Origin of the sequence: Streptomyces sp. TLI_146, assembly GCF_002846415.1 — a bacterium.
Taxonomy (GTDB): domain Bacteria; phylum Actinomycetota; class Actinomycetes; order Streptomycetales; family Streptomycetaceae; genus Streptomyces.
The window spans coordinates 700227-723520 of the sequence record NZ_PJMX01000001.1; the positions used below are offsets into that span (position 1 = coordinate 700227).

At 74.5% G+C, this 23294-nt stretch carries 8 protein-coding genes; all 8 read right to left on the reverse strand.

Annotated elements, in window-relative coordinates; translation table 11 throughout:
* Positions 1-212 precede the first annotated feature (212 nt).
* From BX283_RS03245 to hppD, 8 genes are read right to left on the reverse strand one after another with little or no spacing between them, the layout of a single operon-like run.
* A complete protein-coding gene (locus tag BX283_RS03245; RefSeq protein ID WP_101386145.1) occupies positions 213-1505 on the reverse strand; it encodes an MFS transporter in 1293 nt (430 codons plus the stop codon).
* The gene (locus BX283_RS03250; protein ID WP_101386146.1) at positions 1502-8653 is read right to left on the reverse strand and encodes a non-ribosomal peptide synthetase; all 7152 of its coding nucleotides are present in this window, start codon (positions 8651-8653) and stop codon (positions 1502-1504) included. Before BX283_RS03250 ends, BX283_RS03245 begins: the two co-directional genes overlap by 4 nt.
* 39 nt (positions 8654-8692) lie before the next feature.
* A complete protein-coding gene (locus tag BX283_RS03255) occupies positions 8693-16543 on the reverse strand; it encodes a non-ribosomal peptide synthetase (RefSeq protein WP_101386147.1) in 7851 nt (2616 codons plus the stop codon).
* A gap of 25 nt (positions 16544-16568) precedes the next feature.
* Positions 16569-18242 (reverse strand): condensation domain-containing protein, encoded by a 1674-nt coding sequence (locus BX283_RS03260; RefSeq protein ID WP_101386148.1) that lies wholly within the window; start codon positions 18240-18242, stop codon positions 16569-16571.
* Positions 18243-18282: 40 nt separating this feature from the next.
* Positions 18283-19803 carry an AMP-binding protein gene (locus tag BX283_RS03265; RefSeq protein WP_101386149.1) on the reverse strand — a complete coding sequence of 507 codons (1521 nt, stop codon included), beginning with the start codon at positions 19801-19803 and terminating at the stop codon, positions 18283-18285.
* A gap of 34 nt (positions 19804-19837) precedes the next feature.
* On the reverse strand, positions 19838-21139 hold the full coding sequence (locus tag BX283_RS03270) for a PLP-dependent aminotransferase family protein (protein WP_101386150.1): 1302 nt from the start codon (positions 21137-21139) through the stop codon (positions 19838-19840).
* Complete coding sequence (locus BX283_RS03275; RefSeq protein WP_101386151.1) at positions 21136-22227, reverse strand: alpha-hydroxy acid oxidase; 1092 nt, start codon at positions 22225-22227, stop codon at positions 21136-21138. The genes BX283_RS03270 and BX283_RS03275 overlap by 4 nt, the downstream gene beginning before the upstream one ends.
* The gene (gene hppD, locus BX283_RS03280; protein WP_101386152.1) at positions 22224-23282 is read right to left on the reverse strand and encodes a 4-hydroxyphenylpyruvate dioxygenase; all 1059 of its coding nucleotides are present in this window, start codon (positions 23280-23282) and stop codon (positions 22224-22226) included. Before hppD ends, BX283_RS03275 begins: the two co-directional genes overlap by 4 nt.
* Positions 23283-23294 lie beyond the last annotated feature (12 nt).

The window sequence follows — 23294 nt, forward strand, 5'->3', positions numbered from 1 at the left end:
GACAGTCGTACCAACGAGCCACTGCCGGGTGCGTGAACGTGATGTCCCGGGCGTGCCGCGGTGTCAGCCGATGCCGCGTCCCTTGAGCGCAGCCGCGAAGGCGCCCACCTCGTAGAGGGCGTCGAAGCCGCGGGATACAACTTCGTCATCCCCCACTACTGAGCGCTGATTGTCGGATCTCCCGCCCCGCGGCGCCCCCGGCACCGCGTCGGCTACCTCGGAACCTCCGTCTCTGTCTCCGGTACCGGCAGGTCCCGCAGGGTGCGCAGGGGGCCCTTCAGCAGAAGCAGCGCGCACAGGGCGTTGCCCGCGTACAGGATCCACAGGGCGGCGCGGTCGCCTGCGGCCGTGCCCAGGGCGCCGCCCAGCAGGCTGCCGACCGGGACCGTGCCGTACATCACGAAGCGGATGCCGGAGCTGACCCGGCCGAGCATCTCGGGCGGGCAGTACGCCTGGCGGAAGCTGACGATGACGATGTTCCCGGCAACGATCCCGGCCATCATGCAGAACTCGCCCACCAAGAACGCCAGCAGACCCACGCCGTCGCTGGTCAGGGGGATCAGCAGGCCGAAAGGACCGGCACCGAAGGCGCACAGCAACACCGCGCGGGCGGTGCCGACCCGGCGGGCCAGACGCGGTGAGAGGACCGCGCCCAGTACGCCGCCGAGCCCGGCCAGGGCGATCAGTACGCCGATGACGGTGCCGTCGGCGCCGACCGTGCGGCTGAGGAAGAGGATCACCAGGGACTGGGCACCGGCGAGGAAGAGGTTCATCGCCGCGTCGCACACCAGGATCGTGCGCAGGAACGGGTCACCGGTGAGGAAGGCGACGCCGTCGCGGATCTCACGGAGCAGCGTCTTCTTTCCCGGCGCGCGTTCCTCACCGCCCGGCGGGCTCTCCGGGGTGCGGATCCGGGCCAGCAGGACCGCCGAGATCAGGAAGCTCAGCCCGTCGGTGAGGAAGCCGACGGCCGCGCTTCCGGCCTGGGCCAGCGCGCCGCCCGCGCCCGGGGCGACGACCTCGGCGGCGGACTCGCTGGTCTGCAACCGGGCGTTGCCGTCCGCGAGTTGCCCGGCGGGCAGCAGGGCCGGCAGATACGCGCTGTAGGCGGCCCGGAAGAACACATCGGCCGTGCCCAGCAGGAGGGACACCACCAGGAGTTGGGTGGTCGTCAGGGCGTCCAGCCAGGCCGCGACGGTCAGGGAGAACATCAGGGCCGCCGAGACCGTGTTGCACACGATCATCACGGGCCGCCGTCGCATCCGGTCCGTCCAGGCGCCCACCGGCAGACCGATGAGCAGCCAGGGCAGCCATGCGGCGGCGTTGAGCAGGCCCATGGTGAACGCCCCGGCGCCGAGCGCGTTCACCGCGATCAGCGGCAGCAGGACCCGGGTCGCCGCGCTGCCGAGCTGGCTCACCGACTCCCCCGCCCACAGCAGGCGGAAGTCCCGGTGGCCCAGGGGGCCCGGCGTCTTCTGCGGCCGGGCCGACGTCGCCGCGCTCATCGGCGCACCAGCGCTTCACCGAGCAGCCCATCGGCGGGCAGCGACTCGCCGGGCAGCGCCTGGCGCAGCAGCGCACCGATCTCGGAGGCCGGTTTGGGCGTCATCATCTCGCCGTGGGTGCAGGGCGCCTGATGGTGGGTGATCCGGCCCGTCAGATAGGGCCGCCAGGTCCGCGGATCCGGTGTGCCGGGCTCGTGCGCGGCCGACACCAGGGTGAGGTCCCCGTCGAACACGGCGGGGCGGTGCCCGGCCGCGAGCGTGTCGTGGTGGGCGAACGTCTCGCCCAGCGCCGCGACCGTCTTCTCGTCGAGCGCTGCCAGCGGGCCGTCCTGTGTACGGGCCGTCCGCAGGAAGTCCGGCAGGGACAGCGGGCCGGTGGCGGGCACCGGGCCAGCCGGGTAGCCGAGCGATTCCAGCAGTTCGCGCAGCGGGTCCGCCATCGCCGCCGCCTCCTCCGCGCCGGGGTAGCCGTCGAGGAGCACCGGGGCCGCCACTTCCTGTCCCGCCTCGCGCAGTCGTACCGCGACCGCGTGCGCGACCAGGGCGCCGAAGGACCAGCCGAGGAGGTGGTAGGGGCCGGACGGCTGGACGGTGCGGATGAGGGCCGCGTAGTCCTCGGCCATCTCCGCCACGCTCGCCGGGCGCGCCCCCGCCTCGCTGAGCGCGCGGGCCTGGAGGGCGTGCACGGGACGGTCGGGCCCGAGGTGGTCCAGGAGTTCCCGGTAGACCCAGCCGATCCCCGCACCCGGGTGGACGCAGAACAGCGGCGGCTGTGCGCCGGTGCCGGGCTGGAGGGTGATCAGCGGCGCCGTCGGCTCGTCGTCGGTGCGGCCGGTGGCCGCGCGGGCGGCGAGGCCCGCGACGGTCGGGGCGGCGAACAGGTCCTGGACACCCAGCTCCTCGCCCAGCGTCTCGCGGACGCGGGACATCAGCCGGGCGGCCAGCAGGGAGTGCCCGCCGAGCGCGAAGAAGCCGTCGTACGCGCCGACGCTGCCCCGCGGCAGGTCCAGGACCTCGGCGAACAGGTCCGCCATGGCCTGCTCCCTGGGGGTGCGCGGAGCCGCACCTGCCGTACGGGGGCCCTGGGGGGCGGGCAGCGCGGCCCGGTCGAGCTTGTCATTGGGCGTACGTGGGAACGCCTCCAGCACGACGAACGCCGAGGGCACCATGTGATCCGGGAGTACGGCGCCCAGGTGGGCCCGCAGTTCGTCCGCTTCCACGGCCGCGGCGACGCCCTGCGCCGGGACGGTGTAGGCGACCAGCCGGTCGCCGCCCGGCCCGTCGCGCCGTACGGCGACCGCCGCCTGGGCGACGCCCGGGGCGCTCGCGAGGGCGGCCTCGATCTCACCGAGTTCGATGCGGAATCCACGGATCTTGACCTGGTCGTCGGTGCGTCCGAGGTAGTCCAGGACGCCGTCGGCCGTCCAGCGGACCAGGTCGCCGGTGCGGTACATCCGTGCGCCCGGCTCGAACGGGCAGGCCACGAACCGCTCGGCGGTCAGCCCCGGCCGGCCCAGGTAGCCGCGGGCGAGCCCGGCCCCGGCAAGGTAGAGCTCGCCGCGTACACCCGGGGCCACCGGGCGCAGGGCCTCGTCCAGCACATAGGCGCGGGTGTTGGAGACGGGCTCGCCGACCAGGGGGCGTGCGCTGCGGGAGATCTGCCACCACAGGGCGTCGACGGTGCACTCGGTCGGTCCGTACAGGTTGAAGGCGACCAGGTTGTCGGTGTGGCGCAGCCGGGTCCACAGCTGCTCGTCCGCAGCCTCGCCGCCGATGAGGAGCACGCTCGGCGGGGTGTCGAGCAGTCCCTCCTCGACCAGTTGCGCGGCGTGGGTGGGGGTGACGTCGACGACGTCGAGGGCGGTCGCCGCGATGTGGCGGACGAAGGCGGCCGCGTCGCGGCGGACGCTGTCGCCGATCAGGTGGAGCTCGTGCCCGGCCACCAGCCACATCAGGCCGTCCAGGGACGCGTCGAAGGAGAGCGAGGCGGCGAGCGCCACGCGCAACTGCCGGCCCCCGGTGGCCTGTTCGGCCGTGGTCATGGTGTGGGCGCGGTGGAAGGCGTGGAGGTTGCGCAGGGCCGCGTGGTCGACGACGACGCCCTTGGGGCGGCCGGTGGAGCCGGAGGTGTAGACGAGGTACGCGGCGTCGCCGGGGCGCGGCGCCCGGTCCGGTCCGGCAGTGGAGTGGGCTGCGGTGGCCGGCTCGTCGTCCAGGAGGATCCGGGGCAACCGGGCAGTGCCGTCCAGAGGCAGACGGGCGGCGGTCGCGCTGTCGCTGACCAGGAGTGCCGGGGCGGAGTCGGCCAGCATGTGGGCGATCCGCTCGTCGGGGTAGTCGGTGTCGAGGTGGACGAAGGCGGCGCCCGCCTTGAGGACGGCCAGCAGGGCGGCGACGGAGTCGGCCGAGCGGGGCAGCGCCAGTGCGACCACCCGCTCGGGCCCGGCGCCGGCGGCGATCAGGAGCTGGGCGAGGCGGTTGGCGCGGGCGTCGAGCTCGGCGAAGGTGAGCCGGGTTCCGTCGTGGACGAGCGCGGTGGCCTGCGGGGTGCGGGCGGCCTGCGCCGCGAACAGCTCGGGCACGGTGGCGGCCGGCACGGGCAGCGCGGTGTCGTTCCACCCCGTCAGCAACCGGTGGCGGTCCGCCTCCGTCAGCGGGTCGGCGTCCGCGACGGGCCGGTGCGGCTCGGCCGCCAGCTGCCCGAGCACCCGGGCCAGCCCGGTGGCCACCGTCTCCGCGGTGGCCCGGTCGAAGAGTTCGGCCGCGTACTCCACGTGTCCGGCGATGCCCGCCGGGGCGCCGTCGGCGGTGGAGCGCTGTTGGATGTCCACGGTCAGGTCGAACTGGGCCACGTCGAAGCGGAACGGCTCGGGGCGCACGTCCAGGCCGGCCAGCTCCAGGGCTCCGTCGCTGTCGTCCTGCACTTGGAGCATGACCTGGAAGAGGGGGTGGCGGGCGAGGGAGCGCTCGGGGTTGAGTACCTCCACGACCCGCTCGAAGGGCACGTCCTGGTGCTCGTACGCCTGCAGATCCGCCTCGCGGACGCGGCCGAGGAGGTCGGCGAAGGTGGGGTCGCCCGATACGTCGGTGCGCAGCACCAGCGTGTTGACGAAGAACCCGACCAGGTCGTCCAGGGCCTCCTCACCGCGCCCGGCCACCGGGGTGCCGATCGGGATGTCACTGCCGGCGCCGAGGCGGGACAGGAGCACCGCGAGAGCGGCCTGGACCACCATGAACACGGTGCAGCCGTGCTCGCGGGCCAGTTGGAGCAGGTTCGCGTGGAGGGCGGCGTCCACTTCGATGGGCACGGCCGCGCCGGTGAAGCCCGGCGTGGCCGGGCGCGGCCGGTCGTAGGGCAGCGCCAGCTCTGCCGGGGCATCCGCCAGCGCGCCGCGCCAGAAGGCGAGTTGACGGGCCATCGGCGCGGCCGGGTCGTCCTCCTGGCCCAGCAGTTCGCGCTGCCAGAGCGTGTAGTCGACGTACTGCACCGGCAGCGGAGCGAACTCGGGCGCACGCCCGTCGCGGCGCGCCTCGTACGCCTGGGCCAGATCGTTGAAGAGCGGGCCCCAGGACCAGCCGTCCAGAGCGATGTGGTGCACGACGAGCGCGAGGACGTGCTCGTCGTCGGCCGTGCGGTAGAGCGCCGCGCGCACCGGCGGGCGGGCCGCCAGGTCGAACGGCTCGGCCAGCAGGGCTTCGAGTGCGGCGCCGGGCTCCTCGGGCCCGCACGCGACGAGGTCGGGGCGGACCGTGGCGTCGGCGGCGGGCAGCACCCGCTGGTAGGGCTCGCCGTGTGTTTCGGGGAACACCGTGCGCAGCGCCTCGTGGCGGCCGGTCACATCCGTGAGCGCCGCGGCCAGGGCGTCGGTGTCCAGCGGGCCGCGCAGCCGCAGGGCGAACGGGCAGTGGTAGGCGGCGCCCTGGCCGGCCCGGCTGAGGAACCACAGGCGGCGCTGGGCGGGAGACAGCGGCGGGGCGGCGGGGCGCTCCAGTGCCGGGGCGAGCGCCGGACGCGCCCGGTCAGGGCCGTCCGCGCTGCCGAGGCGAATGGCGAGCCCGGCGACGGTGGGGTGCTGGAAGAGGTCGCGGATGCCGAGCTCGGCGCCGAGCGCCGAACGGACCCGCGAGAGCAGCCGGGTGGCGAGCAGGGAGTGTCCGCCGAGGTCGAAGAAGCTGTCCTCGGCGCCGATCGAGGGCACGCCGAGCACCTGGGCGAACAGGGCCGCCAGGATCTCCTCGCGCAGGCCGCGCGGGGCCCGGGAGGCGCTCTCGGCGCTGAAGTCGGGCGCGGGCAGCGCGGGGCGGTCCAGCTTGCCGTTGCGGTTCATGGGGAAGCTCTCCACGGCCACGAACGCCGAGGGGATCATGTGGTCGGGCAGGTGCTCGGCGAGCTGCTTGCGCAAGGTGGCCGCCTGCACGCTGTGGCCCGCGGCCGCGATGACGTACGCCACCAGGCGCTTGCCGCCCACGCCGCCGTCGCGGGCGATCACCGCGGCCTGGGCGACCTGCGGGCAGCGGCGCAGCGCGGCCTCCACCTCGCCGGGCTCGATGCGGAAGCCGCGGATCTTGACCTGGTCGTCGGCGCGGCCGAGGTAGTCGAGCGCGCCGCCGGCCGTCCAGCGGACCAGGTCGCCGGTGCGGTACATCCGTGCGCCCGGCTCGAACGGGCAGGCCACGAAGCGGCCTGCGGTCAGGGCGGGGCGGCCCAGATAGCCGCGGGCCAGGCCCGAACCCGCCAGGTAGAGCTCGCCCGCGACGCCCGGGCCGACCGGGCGCAGCCGCTCGTCCAGGACATAGGCGCGGGTGTTGGCGAGGGGGAGGCCCACCAGCGGCTCCTGGCTGTCGGCGGCGTCCCACCACAGGGTGTCGACGCTGCACTCGGTGGGGCCGTAGAGGTTGTGGCAGAGCAGGCCCTCGGCGGCGCGGACCCTGCTCCACAGGGCCCGGCCCGCCGCCTCGCCGCCCAGCAGCAGCACGCCCGGGCGGTGGCCGGGCCCGTCCAGCAGGCCTTCCTCGACGAGCTGTTCGGCGTAGGTGGGTGTCACGTCGAGCGCGTCGATACCGGTCGCGGCGATGTGCCGGACCAGGGCGGCGGCGTCGCGGCGGGTGTCGTCGTCGACGAGGTGCAGCTCATGGCCCGCCACCATCCACAGCAGTCCCTCCCAGGAGGTGTCGAAGGAGAGGGCCGCGGTCAGCGCCATGCGCAGCGGGCTGCCGTCGCCCCGCTCCTCGGCGCGGGCGATGACCCCGGCGCGGTGGAAGGCGTAGAGGTTGCGCAGTCCGGCGTGGTCGATCACCACGCCCTTGGGCTCACCGGTGGATCCGGAGGTGTGGATGACGTAGGCGGCGTGGTGCGGGTGGATCGCGCGGCCCAGGTCGCCGGAGGGGAAGTGGCCGGGGGCGTCGACGAGGACGTGGCCTGCGGCCGTGGCCGGCAGGTGGGGTGCGGTGGCGCGGTCGGTGACGACCGTGGTCGAGGTGGCGAGCAGCTTGGCGATGCGCTCGGCCGGGTAGTCGGTGTCGACGGGCACGAACGCGGCTCCGGCCTTGAGCACCGCCAGCAGCGCGATGACCGACTCCGCCGAGCGGGGCAGCGCCAGAGCGACCAGGTCCTCGGGTCCCACGCCGTGCGCGACCAGGCGGTGGGCGAGGGAGTTGGCCCGGCTGTTGAGTTCGGCGAAGCTGAGCGCGGTGTCCCCGAAGACAAGGGCGGTCGCGTCCGGCGTGCGCTGCGCCTGTGCCTCGAACAGCTGGGGCAACATCTGCTCGGGGACCGGGGCCGCGGTGTCGTTCCACCCGCTCAGGACCAGGTGGCGCTGCTCGGCGCTGAGGGGGTCGGCGAGCGCGGCCGGCCGCGCCGGGTCGGCGGCCAGCTGTTCCAGTACGCGGCTCAGCGCGGCGGCGATCGAGGTGGCGCTCTCCCGGTCGAAGAGGTCGGTGGCGTACTCCAGCGCTCCGGTGATTCCGGCCGGCGTGCCGTCCGCGGCCCGCCTTTCGTGGAAGTCCACGGTCAGGTCGAACTTGGCGACGTCCCAGCCGACCGGCTGCTCGGCGCAGGCCACCCCGGGCAGCGCGAACGCCGGGCCCGCGCCGCTCTCCAGGGTCATCATGACCTGGAAGAGGGGGTGGCGGGCGAGGGAGCGCTCGGGGTTGAGCGCCTCCACGACCCGCTCGAAGGGCACGTCCTGGCGCTCGTACGCCTCCAGATCCGCCTCCCGCACCCGCTCCAGGAGCTCGGCGAAGCTGGGGTCGCCCGACACATCGGTGCGCAGCACCAGGGTGTTGACGAAGAACCCGACCAGATCGTCCAGCGCCTCCTCACCCCGCCCGGCCACCACCGTGCCCAGCGGGATGTCCTCCCCCGCCCCCAGCCGCGACAGCAGCACCGCGAGACCGGCCTGGAGGGCCATGAACAGGGTGCAGCCGTGCTCCTGGGCCACCTCGGCCAGGCGCGCGTGCAGGGCGGCGTCCAGCTCCACCGGCACCGAACCGCCCGCGAAGCTCGCCACCGCCGGACGCGGCCGGTCGTACGGCAGCGCCAGCTCCGCCGGAAGCGCGGCCAGCTCCTGGCGCCAGTAGCCGAGCTGCTCGGCGATCACGCTCTGCGGGTCGTCCTCCTCGCCCAGCGTCTCGCGCTGCCATGCGGCGTAGTCGGCGTACTGCACCGGCAGCGGCGCGAACTCGGGCGCACGCCCCTCGCGACGCGCCTCGTACGCCGTGGCGAGGCCGCCCAGGAGCGGGCCCCACGACCAGCCGTCCGTGGCGATGTGGTGGATCACCAGGGACAGGACGAACTCCTCGCCTCCCAGCGCGAACAGAGTGGCCCGTACCGGCAGTTCACCGGTCAGGTCGAAGACGTGGCCCGCCTCGGCGGCGAGGGCGGCCGGCAGGGCGTCCTCGGTCATCTCGACCCTGCGCAGGGTGGGGGTGCGGTCGAGGACCTTCTGTACGGGCTCGCCGTCCACCTCGGGGTAGACGGTCCGCAGCACCTCGTGCCGCAGGGCCACGTCCTCCAGGGCCGCAGCCAGCGCCACCCAGTCGAGCCGGCCGCTCAGGCGGGTGGTCAGGGGGCAGTTGTAGGCCGGGCCGGTCTCGGCCATCCGGTTGAGGAACCACAGCCGTCGCTGGGCGAAGGAAACGGGGTACACGGGATTCTCCTGGAAAGTGCGCGGGGACGACGGGGTGGGTCAGCCGAGACGGCGCGGCGCGGGACGCGCCGCGGGGGCGGTGGCCAGCCGGGCGGCGGTCTTGGCCGGGGTGGGGTGCTGGAACAGGTCGCGGATCTTCAGCTCCAGGCCGAGTTCCGTCCGGACGCGGCTGATCAGGCGGGTCAGCAGCAGGGAGTGGCCGCCGAGGGCGAAGAAGTTGTCGTCCGCGCCGACCTCCTCGCGGTCGAGCACCTCGGCGTACAGCTCGCGCACGCGCCGCTCCAGGTCGTCGGCCGCGTCGGCCCGCTGGGCCGTGCCGGTCGCGGTCGCGCTCTTGTCCTGCGGCACGCGGCGGGAGAGCCCTTCGAGCGCGCTCACCTTGTGCTCCGGGTGGTCCGCGAACTGCCGCAGCGCGGTGAGCAGGTCGTGCGCCAGCCGCTCGGCGCCCGCCGCGTCGAACAGCTCGGTGGCGTAGGTCAGTTCGCCGCTCATGCCGAGCGGGCTGCCGTCCTGCGCCCGGCTCTCGACGACGTCGACACCGAGGTCGAACTTCGAGACCGCCGACTCGATGGGAAGGCCTTCGGCCGCGACGCCCGCCAGCCGTGGCAGGGCGGGAGCCTCGCTCTGCACTTGGAGCAGCACCTGGAACAGGGGGTGGCGGGCGAGGGAGCGCTCGGGGTTGAGTGCCTCCACGACCCGCTCGAAGGGCACGTCCTGGTGGGCGAAGGCAGCCAGGTCGCCCTCCCGGACGCGGCCCAGGAGTTCGGCGAAGGTGGGGTCGCCCGACAGATCGGTGCGCAGCACCAGGGTGTTGACGAAGAAGCCGACGACGCCGTCGAGCGCCTCGTCGGCGCGCCCCGCCACCACCGTGCCGATCGGGATGTCGGCTCCCGCGCCCAGCCGCGACAGCAGCGCGCCCAGGGCCGCCTGCACGACCATGAACACGGTGCAGCCGCCCTCACGGGCCATGGCCGACAGCCGCGCGTGCAAGTCGGCGTCCACCTGCACGGGCACCGATCCGCCCGCGAAGCTCGCCACCGCCGGGCGCGGCCGGTCATATGGCAGGGCCAACTCCGCCGGCATGGCGGTGAGCTCCTTGCGCCAGAAGCCGAGCTGACGGGAGATCAGGCTGCCCGGGTCGCTCTCCGCCCCCAGCGTCTCGCGCTGCCACAGGGTGTGGTCCACGTACCGCACGGGCAGCGGCGTGAACCGCGGCGCGCGGCCGTCGCGGCGCGCCTCGTACGCGGTGGCCAGATCGTCCAGGAGCGGGCCCCACGACCAGCCGTCGGTGGCGATGTGGTGGATCACCAGGACCAGGACGAAGTCCTCGGCGCCGAGCTCGAAGAGGTGGGCGCGTACGGGGAGTTCCTCGGCGAGGTCGAATGCGCGGCCCGCGGCCCGGCGCACGGCCTCGGTCAGACCCGCCTCCTCGATCCGCTCGGGCTCCAGCGCCACCGCCGCGTCCGCGCCGGTGAGCAGGCGCAGCCCCGGCTCGCCGTCGGTCTCGGGGAAGACGGTGCGCAGCACCTCGTGCCGGGCGGTCAGATCGCTCAAGGCCGCGGCCAGCGCCGCCGTGTCCACCGGGCCGCGCAGCCGGTAGGCGAAGGGGACGTTGTAGCTCGCGGAGTTCTCCTCGGCCTGGTGGACGAACCACAGCCGCTGCTGGGCGAAGGAGAGCGGCGGGCGGGCGGGAAGCTCGTGGCGGCGCAGCGGCGGGCGGGCGCCCTCGGCGCCTGAGACGAGCTCCGCGAGGGCCGCGACCGTCTGGGCCCGGAAGACGTCGCGCAGCGACAGTTCGACACCGAGCGCCGTGCGGATGCGGCTGACCAGGCGGGTGGCGAGCAGCGAGTGGCCGCCCAGGTCGAAGAAGCCCGCGTCGGCGGGGACGGTGGGCAGGCCCAGCAGTTCCCCGAACAGGCCCGCCAGGATCTCCTCCCTGGGGGTGCGCGGGGCGCGGCCGGCGGCGGCCGTGAGCGCGGGGGCGGGGAGCGCCCGGTAGTCGACCTTGCCGTTGGGGGTGAGCGGGAGTTCGTCCAGGAGGACGAGGTGGGAGGGGATCATGAAGTCGGGCAGCAGGCCCGCCAGTTGGGTGCGCAGCTCGGCCTCGCCCGCCTCGCCGACCACATGGGCCACCAGGCGCTTGTCGCCGTCGTCGGCGGTGTGCACGGTGACCACGGCCTGGCGCACGCCCGGGCAGCCGGCGAGCGCCGTCTCTACCTCGCCCGGCTCGACCCTGAAGCCCCGGATCTTGACCTGTTCGTCGGCGCGGCCGAGGAACTCCAGCTGGCCGTCCGACCTCCAGCGGGCCAGGTCGCCGGTGCGGTACATACGGGCTCCCGGGGCGCCGTGGGGGTCGGCGACGAACCGCTCGGCGGTGAGCGCCGCCCGGCCCCAGTAGCCGCGGGCGATGCCCGCGCCGGCCAGGTAGAGCTCGCCGGGGGTGCCGGGCGCCACCAGGCGCAGCCGCTGGTCCAGGACGTAGGTGCGGGTGTTGTCGAGGGGACGGCCGATCGGCACCGGGCCGTGGACGTCGTCGGTGACCAGGTGGGAAGTGGCGCACAGGGTCGCCTCGGTCGGTCCGTACAGATGGCGTACGGCGATGCCGGGGCAGGCGGCGCGCACCGCCCGTACGGCGGCCGCAGCCACCACGTCGCCGCCGGTCAGCACCTCCCGTACGGTGGCGAGGATCTCCGGACGCTCCTCTGCGACCACGCGGAAGAGTCCGGCGGTGAGGTGGACGGCGGTGATCCGCTCGTCGTGGATGAGCGCGCCCAGCGCGGCGACCGTCAGGTCGCGTTCGGGGGCGACGACGACCTCCCAGCCCGACAGGAGGGCCACCCAGATCTCGTAGTCGGCGATGTCGAAGGCGTGCGGCGCGTGGAAGAGGACGCGGTGGCTCTCGGCGCTGTGCCAGCCGCGGTCGGCGACGAGGTCGAGCAGGTCCTTGTGGGTGATGGCGACGCCCTTGGGCTCGCCGGTGGAGCCCGAGGTGTGCATGAGGTAGGCGAGCTGCCCCGCCAGGACCCGGGGGCCGGGGGCGGTGCCCGGACGGGCCGGTGCGTCGGTGGCGGTGACCCGGACGGTACGGGCGTGGCCCGCCTCGAACGTCTGGAACTCCTCGTCCACCAGCAGCACCGGGCAGCCGGTGTCGGTGAGGATCCGCCGCATGCGGGCCTCGGGGTAGCCGGTGTGCAGCGGCACATACGCGCCGCCCGCCTTGAGGACGGCCAGCATCGCCACGACGACGTCCGGGGAGCGGCGCATCAGGAGGGCGACGGGGGTCTCGGCGCGCACGCCGAGCGCGGTGAGGCGGTGGGCGAGGGCGTCGGCGCGGGCGTCGAGTTCGCGGTAGGTGAGGTGGGTGGTGCCGAACGTCAGGGCGGTGGCGTGCGGGGTGCGGGACGCCTGGGCCTCGAAGGCCCGGTGCACGGTGTCGGGGGCGTCGTGCGGGCGCGGCGCGGCAGGCAGCCACTCGCCGAGCAGCCGGGCGCGCTCGGCCGGCAGCACGGTCTCCAACTGGGAGATCCGGCCCCGGGGCGCGCGGGCCATGGCCGTCAGGATCGCGCGCAGCCGCTCACCGAGGGCCTCCACGGTGCGGGCGTCGAACAGCTCGGTGCGGTACTTGACCACGGTGTGCAGTCCGCCGGTCCGCTCGGTGAGCTGGAGGGCGAGGTCGAACTCGGCCTCCGTGACGTCGACTTCCTCGGTCCGCGTCTGAAGACCGGCCAGCTCCAGGGCAGCGGCCGTGCCGGCCCGCCGCATGGTCAGGGCGACCTGGAAGAGCGGGTGGCGGGCGAGTGAGCGGCGCGGGTTGACCGCCTCCACCACCTGTTCGAAGGGGACGTCCTGGTGGGCGAAGGCCGCGAGGTCCGCCTCGCGGACGCGGCCCAGGAGTTCGGCGAAGGTGGGGTCGCCCGACACGTCGGTGCGCAGCACCAGGGTGTTGACGAAGAAGCCGACCAGATCGTCCAGCGCCTCCTCGCCGCGCCCGGCCACCACCGTGCCGATCGGGATGTCCTCCCCGGCCCCCAGCCGCGACAGCAGCACCGAGAGCGCGGCCTGCACCACCATGAACACGGTGCAGCCGTGGGCGCGGGCCAGGGCCTCCAGCTCGCGGGTGAGGGCGGCGTCCAGATCGAAGGCGTGGGCGGCGCCCGCCGGGCTCGCCACGGCGGGCCGGGGGCGGTCGGTGGGCAGGGCCAGCTCCTCGGGGAGCTGGGCCAGGGCCGTGCGCCAGTGGGCGAGTTGCTCCTCGCCCTGCTCCCGCAGCAGGTCCTGGTGCCACAGGGTGTAGTCCGCGTACTGGACCGGCAGCGGCGTCCAGTCGGGCCGCTCGCCTTGGGTGCGGGCCCGGTAGGCGCGGGCGAGGTCGCCAAGGAGCGGGCCCCAGGACTCGCCGTCGGTGGCGATGTGGTGCAGGGCGAGGACCAGGGTGTGCTCGTCGGGTCCGGCGGTGAGCAGGACCGCGCGCAGCGGCGCCTCGGCGGCGAGGTCGAAGGGGCGCGCGGCGATCTCGGCGACGTCCGCCAGGCCCGCGTCGCGCATCTCCAGCTCGGGCGCGGCGTCCTGGAGGATCAGCTGACGCGGCTCGCCGTCGGTCTCCGGGTAGAGCGTGCGCAGCGTCTCGTGGCGCGCGGCGACGTCGGCCAGCGCGGCCCGCAGCGCCTCGATGTCGAGCGGGCCGGAAAGGCGGGCGGCGACCACACTGTGGTAGGCGGGGTTCGGCCCGTCCAGGCGGTTGAGGAACCACAGGCGCCGCTGGGCGGCGGAGAGCGGCAGCGTGGCGGGGCGCTCGGCGGGGCGCAGCGCGGGGCGGGCGCGTTGGGCGCCGTCGAGGCGGGATGCCAGCGCCGCGACCGTGGGCGCGCCGAAGATCTCGCGGATGCCCAGCTCCACGCCGAGCGCGCCACGGATCTGCGCGACCAGGCGCATGGCGAGCAGCGAGTGGCCGCCCAGCTCGAAGAAGTCGTCGTCGGCGCCGACCTCGGGCAGGCCCAGGACCGCGGCGAACAGGCCCGCCAGGATCTCCTCGTGGGCCGTGCGCCGGGCGCGGCCGCCCGAGCGGTGGCCGGGGGCGGGCAGGGCGCGCCGGTCGAGCTTGCCGTTGGGCGTCACCGGCAGGGAGTCGAGGAGGACGACGGCCGGGACCATGTGGGCGGGCAGGGTTTCGGCGAGGGCGGCGCGCAGGGCGGCCGGGGAGGGCTCGGCCCCGGCGGCGGGCACCGCGTAGGCCACCAGGCGCGGGTCCCCCGGCCGGTCCTCGCGGACCACGGCGGCGGCCTGGGCGATGCCCGGGCAGGCGGCCACGGCGGTCTGCACCTCGCCGAGTTCGATGCGGAAGCCCCGGATCTTGACCTGGTCGTCGGTGCGGCCGAGGTACTCCAGGACGCCGTCGGCCGTCCACCGCACCAGGTCGCCGGTGCGGTACATCCGCTCCCCCGGCGCGAAGGGGCAGGCCACGAACCGCTCGGCGGTCAGCCCCGGCCGGCCCAGGTAGCCGCGGGCGAGCTGCACACCGGCCAGGTAGAGCTCTCCGGCCACGCCGGGCGCGGTCGGCTCGAGCCGGCTGTCGAGCACGTAGGTACGGGTGTTGGCGGCGGGGCGGCCGATGGGCACGGTGGCGGCGCCGGGGCGGCACGCCCACAGGGTGACGTCGACGGCGGCCTCGGTGGGGCCGTACAGGTTGTGCAGCTCGGCCGTGGGCAGGGTGGCGAAGAACGCGTCCTGGGTGGCCGGGGCGAGCGCCTCGCCGCTGCTGAAGACGCGGCGCAGCGAGCGCGCGTGGATCGCCTGCGGCTCGCGCAGGAAGATGTCCAGCATCGACGGCACGAAGTGGGCGGTGGTGACCGACTCGCGGGCGATGAGGTCGGCGAGGTAGGCCGGGTCCTGGTGTCCGTCGGGCCGGGCCACCACCAAGGTGGCGCCGTGCAGCAGCGGCCAGAAGAACTCCCACACCGACACGTCGAATCCGAACGGGGTCTTCTGCAGCACCCGGTCCTCGGGGGTCAGACGGTACGCGCGCTGCATCCAGGCGAGCCGGTTGACGATGGCGCGGTGGGAGATCAGGGCCCCCTTGGGGCGGCCGGTGGAGCCGGAGGTGAAGATGGCGTAGGCGGGGTGGTCGGGGTCCATAGCCGGGCGGGGCACCGGGGGCGCCTCGGGCAGCGGGGCGTCCAGGCGCAGGGTCTCCACTCCGGGCGCCCGGTAGTCCGTGCCGATCAGCAGGGCGGGCCGGGCGTCGGCGAGGATGTTGTGGTTGCGTGCCTCGGGCTGGCCCAGGTCCACGGGCAGGTAGGCGGCGCCCGCCTTGAGGACGCCGTAGAGGGCGACGACGAGATCGGCGGAGCGCGGCAGCGCGATCGCCACCAGACTCTCGGGGCCGATCCCCCGGGCGGCCAGGACGTCCGCCAGGCGGCCGGCCCGCTCGTCGAGTTCGCGGTAGGTCAGCCGCTCGCCCTCGAAGAGGACGGCGGTGGCGTCGGGGGTGCGGGCCGCCTGGGCCTCGAAGAGCTCGGGCACGGTGGTGGCGGGCAGGTCGGCGGCGGTGTCGTTCCACCGGGTCAGGACGCGGTGGCGCGCGTCGTCGGTGAGGGTGTCGAGGGCGGCGAGGGAGGCTGTCGGATCGGCGCTCCAGCGCTCCAGGATCCTGGCGAGCCGGGATCCGAGGTCGCCGGCGCGGTCCCGGTCGAGGAGGTCGGGGTGGTGGCTGAGCCGCAGGCCGAGCGCGGCGCCCGGCTCGACCACCAGGGTGAGGGGGAAGTGGGTGGTGTCGCGGAAGGAGATCCGCGTGTCCAGGTCGAGGCCGGGCACGTCCAGGCGGTAGTCGCCGAGGGGGAAGTTCTCGAAGACCAGGTTGGTGTCGAAGAGCGCGGCCGGGGAGTCCGCGAGGCGCTGGATCTCGGTGAGGCCGATGTGGTCGTGGTCGAGCAGGTCGGCGCGCTGGCGCTGGAGGAGGCCGCACAGGTCGGTCAGGGAGGCCGTCGCCTCGATGCGGGCGCGCACCGGCACGGTGTTGATGAGCATGCCGATCATGTCGTCGGCGCCGGGCAGTTCGGCGGGGCGGCCGCTGACGGTGCAGCCGAAGACGACGTCGTCCTGGCCGGTGGTACGCGCCAGCAGGGCCGCCCAGGCACCCTGGACGACGGAGGTGAGCAGCAGGCCCTGCTCGCGGGCCCGCGCGGTCAGGGCCGCCGTCCGCTCCTCGCTCAGCCGGAAGGTGACGTCCTGGGGGGTGGCGCCGGGCGGGAGCGGGCCGCCGGGGGCGAGCCGGGTGGGCTGGCCGAGGCCGGCCAGCGCGGTGCGCCAGGCGCTCTCGGCCGCCGCCCGGTCGCGTCCGGCGAGGTGGGTCAGATAGTCGCGGTAGGACCGTACCGGGGGCAGCTCCCCGGTCCCGTACAGCGTGAACAGCTCCTTGAAGAGCAGGGCGAACGACCAACCGTCAAGCAGGATGTGATGGGCCGTCACCAGCAGTCGGTGGCGCTCGGGGCCCAGCCGCAGCAGGGTGAAGCGCAGCAGCGGGGGGCGGCGGCTGTCGACGCCCAGCTGCCAGTCCTGCTCGGTCAGTTCGGCGGCGCGGGCCGTGGCCTCGTCCTCGCCGAGGTGGCCGAGGTCGCTCTCCTGCCAGGCCAGTGGCATGTCGCGGCGGACCACCTGGACGGGGTCGCCGTTCTTGCGGTGGGTGAAGGAGACCCGCAGGTTGGCGTGGCGCCGCAGCAGGGTCTCCGCCGCCTCGCGCAGCCGGGCCGCCTCCAGCGCGCCTTGCAGGTCGACCGAGAACTGGGCGATGTAGAGGTGCCGGGAGTCCTGGTCGTACCCCGAGTGGAAGAGCATGCCCTCCTGGAGCGGGGACAGGGGCAGGATGTCCTCGACCGCCGACTGGCTGGTGTTCATGGTTGGTTCGCTTCCCGGTGGTGGGTCAGAGGGCTTCGAGGGAGGCCGCGAGGTCGTCCAGTTCGTCCTGGTCGATCGCGGCGAGGGTGAGGTCGGCGGCCACGGCGGCGCCGGAGCCGGGCCGTTCGGCGTGGACGACGAGTGCGGCGAGCATCCGGAACCAGGTCTCCGCGAGCGCGCGCAGCTCCGGCTCGTCGAACACCCCTGGCGCCCAGGCCCAGTCGGCGTGCAGGACCGGCCCGCTCGCCGTCTCCAGCACGATGGCGTTGACCTCGACGGGGTGCGCCATGGGCATGCCGGGGCCGGGGGCGTCCAGGCGGGCGCCGTACTCGGGCAGCATCTGCCAGTCGGCGTCGCTGGTCGCCGGGAAGCGGCCCAGGTAGTTGAAGCCGAGCCGCGGGCGGTCGGCGGCGGCCAGCGGCTCTCCGGCCGGATGCAGATGGCGCAGGAGGCCGTATCCGAGGCCCTTGCCGGGGATCCGGCGCAGCTGCTCCTTCACCCGCCGCAGCGCCACACCCGCGGTGGGGCCGCCCGACTCGGCGTCGGGGGCGGCGAGGCCGTCGAGGTGGAAGCGGGTGGGGAACAGGGTGGTGAACCAGCCCACGGTACGGGAGCAGTCGGCCTGTTCGGCGATCTCCTCGCGGCCGTGGCCCTCCAGGTTCACCAGGACGTCGCCCGGCTGCCTGAGCCAGTGGGCCAGGGCCAGCGCCAGGCCGGTCAGCAGGATCTCGTTGGCGTCGGCGCCCAGCCGCTCGGCCGCCTCGGTCAGCAGAGGCCCGGTGGTGACGGCCGGCAGGGTGAGCGTGAGGTGGGCGGCGCGGTCCTCGTGGTCGCGGGCGGGGTCGAGCGCGCGCTTGCCGAGCACCGCCGTGCCCGGGCGCACCGCCTGGCTCCAGTACGGCAGTTCCTCCAGGCGCCGTTCCGCCTCGGCGACCTGCATCTGGGACCAGCGCCGGAAGGAGGTGGGCACAGGGTCGAGGGCGGGCACGCGCCCGTCGGCGACGGCCTGCCAGGCCCGGGCCAGGTCGTCGATGATGATCCGCCAGGAGATACCGTCGATGACCATGTGGTTGACGACCAGGGCCAGGCGTCCTGGCGCGGTGGGTCCGGCGTCGAACCAGACGGCCTGCACCACACGGGCGTCGGCCAGGCTGAGCCGGTCGCGGGCGGCGTGCACCTCCGCCTCGACGGCGTCGGCGGTGTCCGCGACCACCCGGGTCAGGCACTGCTCGGCCCGTACCGCGCCGGCGGGCAGCGTGTGCGGCCCCTCCTCACTCACGCGCAGCCGCAGCATGTCGTGGCGGTCCAACAGCGCCTGGAGCACGGCGCGGGCGCCGTCGAGCGTGAGCTCGGCCGGAGTGCGCACCACCAGGTACTGGTGGTAGCGGTCGGCCGGGCCGCCGCGCTCGCGCAGCCAGTGCATGATCGGCGTGGGCACGACGGGGCCGACGCCGTCCTGTTCGCGGGGGCGGGCGGGCCGGGTCACGGGCTTGGCGGTCGCGGCGAGGTGCGCCACGTCCGGCTGGGAGAGCACGTCGCGGACGGTGATGGCCCAGCCGGCGCGGCGGACGGCGCCGACCACCTGGACGGCGATGATGCTGTCGCCGCCCAGCCGGACGAAGCTGTCCTGGGGGCCGGTGCCGGGCCGGACGAACAAGTCGTCCAGCACGCCGCACAGGATCTGCTCCTGCGGTGTCACTCGCGTTCCCTTCCTTGGATGTTGGTGGAATCTGGGGGTCTCAGACGGTCCGGCCGGCGGCGAACAGCGTGCGCAGCCGGGCCCGGTCGACCTTGTTGTTGGCGGTCACCGGCAGCTCCTCCAGCGCCTGGAAGTGCTTGGGGACCATGTACGCGGGCAGATGGGCCGCGCAGGCCTCGGCGAGCGTTTCGGCGTCGGTGTCGGCGGTCCCGGTCCGTGTGTAGGCGGCGGCCAGCCGGGTGGAGCCCGCGAGCGTCACCGCCACCACCACGGCCCGGCGCACGCCCGCCACGGCGTTGAGGACGGCTTCGACCTCGCCGGGCTCGACCCGGTAGCCGCTGACCTTCAGCTGGTCGTCCGCCCGGGCCACGAAGTGCAGGTCGGTGCCGTCGAAGCGGACCAGGTCGCCGGTGGCGTAGCAGCGGCGCTCGGTGCCGTCCTGGTGCGGCAGGGTGCGGAACTTGGCGTCGGTGAGTTCCTGGTCGCCCAGGTAGCCCAGCCCCACCGGCTCCCCGGCGACGAACAGTTCGCCCTGCTCGCCGGGGGTGAAGGGCCGCAGCACGCCGGCGGACCAGCACAGCAGTTCCGCCGCGGCGACCGCCCGGCCGATGGGCGGGTGGTCGGGCCAGTGGGCCGCGTCCGCGGGCGCCATGCGGTACTCGGTGACGACATGGGTCTCGCTGGGCCCGTACTCGTTGACCAGCGTGACGCCGCCTGCCGCGCAGAACTCCCGTACCTCGGCGTTGACGACCAGCCGCTCGCCGGCCACCGCGATCTCCCGCAGGTCCGGCATCGGGTCGTCCTCGAAGGCGGCGGCCGTGGCCAGTGCGTGCAGCCCCACCACCGGCAGGAACAGCCGGGCAACCCGGTGTTCGCGGATGATCTCCATCAGCGTGAAGGGGTCCTGGCGCTGCTCGTCGTCCACGACCACCAGACGGGCTCCGGCCAGCCAGGTGGCGACGAGTTCCTCGTAGCCGACGTCGAAGCCGATGGAGGACGCCTGCAGGGTGTGCGGCGGGCGGTCGTGGGTCCAGCGGGCGCGGTGCCACTCGCCGAGCGCGGCCAGGACGCGCGGCGGCACGGCCACCGACTTGGGTTCGCCCGTCGAGCCGGAGGTGGGGATGACATAGCCGACCGGTCCCTCCAGCACGTCCTCCAGGGGGGCGGTACGCAGCTCCTTGAGCGTGCACTCGGCCGGGCCCAGGCCGGTGGGCGCGGTGGCGTCGGCGCGGACCACCAGGTCGCTGAAGCGGGCGATCTTCGCGGCGCGGGGGGCCGGCATGGCGGGGTCGACGCTGACCACGCCCGCTCCGGCCCGCCAGGCGCCCAGGACCGCCGCGCAGCGCGCCCAGGAGCGGTGGGCGTGGACGGCGACCACGTGGCCCGGCCCGATGCCCCGGGCGGCGAGCCCGCCCGCGATCTCGGCCGAGAGCCGGTCGAGTTCGGCGTAGGTGTGCTCGGCGCCCTGGTCGACGACGGCGACCGCGGTGTGGTGGCGCCGCAGGGCGGCGACCAGGAGGTGACTGAGCGGCCGGGTCGGGCCGCTCGCGTCGGTGGGCATGGGATGTCCTTCGTTCCGGTTGCGGTGGGGGCGGTCAGGCATGCGGCGCTCCCCCGGTGTGCTCGGTGATCAGGGCGGCGAGGCGATCGAGCCCCGCCTCGATCTGATTAGTGGTCAGATAGCTGCAGGAGAGGCGGAGTTGGTGTGCCGAGCGGGTGTCGTCGCCGAAGTGGCGCATCGGGGTGAAGAGCACGCCGTGCTGTACGGCCGCCTCTTCCAGGAGTGCGTCGGTGACCGGGAACGGCACACTGACCACCACGAAGAATCCGCCCGCGGGGGTGTTCCAGGAGACGCCGGGCAGGTCCGCGAAACGCCGCTCCAGGCCCTTGAGGAGGCAGTCGAGGTTGCGGCGGTAGACGGCGATCGAGCGCGTGTTGGCGCGCAGCAGGCTGCCGCCGTGCTCCAGGAGCATGCCGCCGACCAGGGCCTGGCTCACCGGCGAGGTGTTGACGGTGACCATGCTCTTGGCCCGGGAGAGCTCGTCGGCGAGCAGCCCGCCGCCGGCGACCTTCTGGTCCGCCACGGCGAAACCCACCCGGGCGCCGGGGAAGCAGGTCTTGGCCAGGGACCCCAGGTAAACGACCCGCTGGCCGGTGTCGAGCGCCTTGAGCGTGGGCGGCCGCTCGCCGTCGGCTGCGGTGAAGTAGCCGTAGGGGTTGTCCTCCAGGAGCAGGATGTCCTCCTCCTCGGCGATCTCCAGCAGACGGTGGCGGGTCGCCAGGTCCAGGGAGTGGCCGCTGGGGTTGGAGAAGTCGGGCACCAGGTACAGGGCCCGGGGCCGCTCCCCCGCGGCGCGCACGGCCCGGATCCTCTCGCTCAGGTCCTCGGGCCGCAGCCCGTGGGGGCCCTCGGCGACGGGCCGCACCGGCAGGTCGAGCAACCGGGCAGCGCCCGTCAGGCCGACATAGGCGGGCGTCACCGCGAGCACCACGTCGCCCTCGGCGGCCTTCAGGGCGCGCAGCACCAGCCACAGCGCCTCCTGGGCGCCGACGGTGACGACGATGGCCTCCGGGTCGACGGCGATGCCCTCGTCCAGTTCGAGCTGACGGGCGATCAGCTCGTGGACGACGCCCTTGGTCCGCCCGTACTGGAACAGCTCCCGCCGCACCCGCACCTCGTCGTAGCCCTTGTGCTCGGCGAGGTGGCGGGCATAGGCGTCCAGATAGCGGTGCAGGTCGGCGACGTCGAAGGTCTCCTCGGTGGGCCGGCCCGGCGCGAAGGAGATCGCGTCGGGGTAGCGGCCCGCCACCTCGTTGAGGAAGGTCATCGACACGAGCGCGGGATCGGCGAGCGAGGCGTGCAGATCCGCGCGGTCGAGCAGTACGGGTGAGGTCATCGCCGCGCCCCCCGCACATGCAGGTACCGGGCGTCGGCCGGTGCGGCGCAGCCGGAGAGCGCCAGCGCGGAGCGCAGTTCGCTCTCCACCAGGGCCAGTACCTCGCGTACGCCCTGCTCGCCGTCAGCGGCCAGGCCCCACAGCACGGGACGGCCCAGCAGCACGCCGTCCGCGCCCAGTGCCAGCGCCTTGAGGATGTCGGTGCCGCCGCGGATGCCGCTGTCGAAGAGCACCCGGCAGGCGTCGGGGACGGCTTCGCGCACAGCGGGCAGCAGTTCGGCCGCGGCCGCCGCGCCGTCCAGCTGACGGCCCCCGTGGTTGGAGACCACCACGGCGTCGGCGCCCAGTGCCGCTGCGCGGGCGGCGTCGCGCGGGTCCAGGACGCCCTTGACGATCAGCGGCAGCCCGGTGGCCGCGCGCAGCCGCGCCAGGTCGTCCCAGTCGAGGTCGTCCGCGAACGCCTCGGCGGTGTGCTCGGCCACGGCGGAGCTGCCGGCGCGCCCCTGACGGGTCCGGCCGGTCGCGGCCGGGTCGAGATGGGCGGGCGCCACCTCGGGCGGCAGGGCGAAGCCGTGGCGCAGGTCCCGCAGCCGGCGCCCCATCACGGGGACGTCCACGGTCACCATCAGCGCCGAACAGCCCGCCCGCTCCGCCCTTCGGACCAGTTCGGCGGTGGCCTCGCGGTCGCGCAGGCAGTAGAGCTGGAACCAGGTGTCCGCGCCGACAGCGGTGATCTCCTCGACCGGCACGCTGCTGAGCGTGCTGAGCACGAACGGCACCCCGGCCGCCTTGGCCGCGCGGGCCGTTGCCATCTCGCCGTCGGGGTGGAGCAGGCGCTGGTACGCCATGGGGGCCACGGCCAGCGGCAGGGCCGCCGCCGTGCCGAGCAGGTCGGCCCCGGTGGTGCGGCCCGCCGGTCCGGTCAGCACCCTGGGCACCAGGGTGACGCGGTCGAGGGCGGCGCGGTTGGCGGCCAGGGTCAGCTCCTCGCCGCTGCCGCCGGTGATGAAGTCCCACACGTCCGCGGGCAGGATCCGCTCGGCGCGGTCCGCGAAGTCCTGGGCGGCGACCGGTGCGTGGGCGCTCATCGCAGCGCTTCCTTGGCGTTCAGGCGCTCGGCCTCCACCGCCTCGTACAGGGCCTTGATGTTGCCGTTGCCGAAGGTGCGGGCACCGAACCGCTCGATCACCTCGTGGAAGAGGGTGCGCCTGGGGTGGGTGGAGCGGGTGAAGATCTGGAAGAGCTGGCCGTCGTGGTCCTCGTCGACCAGGACGTGCAGGCCGTGGAGTTCCCCGATGGTGTGCCGGGTCAGCTCCAGGCGGTCGGCGAGCATCGCGTAGTAGGTGTCGGGCACGGAGAGGAACTCCACGCCGCGCTCGCGCAGGGTGCCCACCGCGTGGACCACGTCGCGGGCGGCGAACGCCAGGTGCTGGACACCGGAGCCACCGTGCTCGGCGAGGAAGCGGTCGATCTGGCCGGGCTGGGCGCTGGTGTCGGGCTGGATCAGGGTGAGGGTGACCTCGCCGGTGGCGCTCTGCACCACCTTGGAGTCCATCGCCTGCGCGCCCACCTTGATCAGCTCGCCGAAGATCATCCGGAAGCCGAGCACCCGGGTGTAGAACTCGACCGTGCGCTCCAGCTCCCCGGGAAGCAGGCAGATGGCGAAGTGGTCGAGCTCGTCGAGGAGTTCGCCCTCCGGGGCGGGGGCGTCCGCCAGGGCGGTGAAGCCCGGCGGCAGCCCGTCGCGGCCGGGCTCGACGAGGGTGTGCACCACATCCCCGAAGCCCGCGATGACAGCGGTGCTGCGGCCGTCCTCGTGGCGGCCGGGCACGGCCAGCGGCACCGCTCCCCGGGAGACGGCCTCGTCGAAGGCGGCCGGGACGTCGGCGACGGTGAGCGCGATGTCGGCGACCCCGTCGCCGTGGGCCAGGACGTACTCGGCGCCCCGGTGGCGCGGCGAGCGGGCCTGGGTCAGGACGAGGGTGATACGGCCCTGGCGCAGCGCCAGGGACTCGGCCTCGGCGGAGGCCGCGCGGGCCACCGGGCGGAACCCGTAGGCCTCGGTCAGTTCGGCGGCGGCGGCCGTCAGGTCGGCGACGTAGTGCTCGACATGGCTGATGCCGAACGCGGGTGCATAGGTCATGGTGGTGCCGTT

Excerpts from the sequence above, each read along its gene's own strand:
- BX283_RS03245 (WP_101386145.1), bottom strand. The coding sequence starts at position 1,505 with ATGAGCGCGGCGACGTCGGCCCGGCCGCAGAAGACGCCGGGCCCCCTG.
- BX283_RS03255 (WP_101386147.1), bottom strand. The coding sequence starts at position 16,543 with ATGAACACCAGCCAGTCGGCGGTCGAGGACATCCTGCCCCTGTCCCCG.
- BX283_RS03265 (WP_101386149.1), bottom strand. The coding sequence starts at position 19,803 with ATGCCCACCGACGCGAGCGGCCCGACCCGGCCGCTCAGTCACCTCCTG.
- BX283_RS03270 (WP_101386150.1), bottom strand. The coding sequence starts at position 21,139 with ATGACCTCACCCGTACTGCTCGACCGCGCGGATCTGCACGCCTCGCTC.
- BX283_RS03275 (WP_101386151.1), bottom strand. The coding sequence starts at position 22,227 with ATGAGCGCCCACGCACCGGTCGCCGCCCAGGACTTCGCGGACCGCGCC.
- hppD (WP_101386152.1), bottom strand. The coding sequence starts at position 23,282 with ATGACCTATGCACCCGCGTTCGGCATCAGCCATGTCGAGCACTACGTC.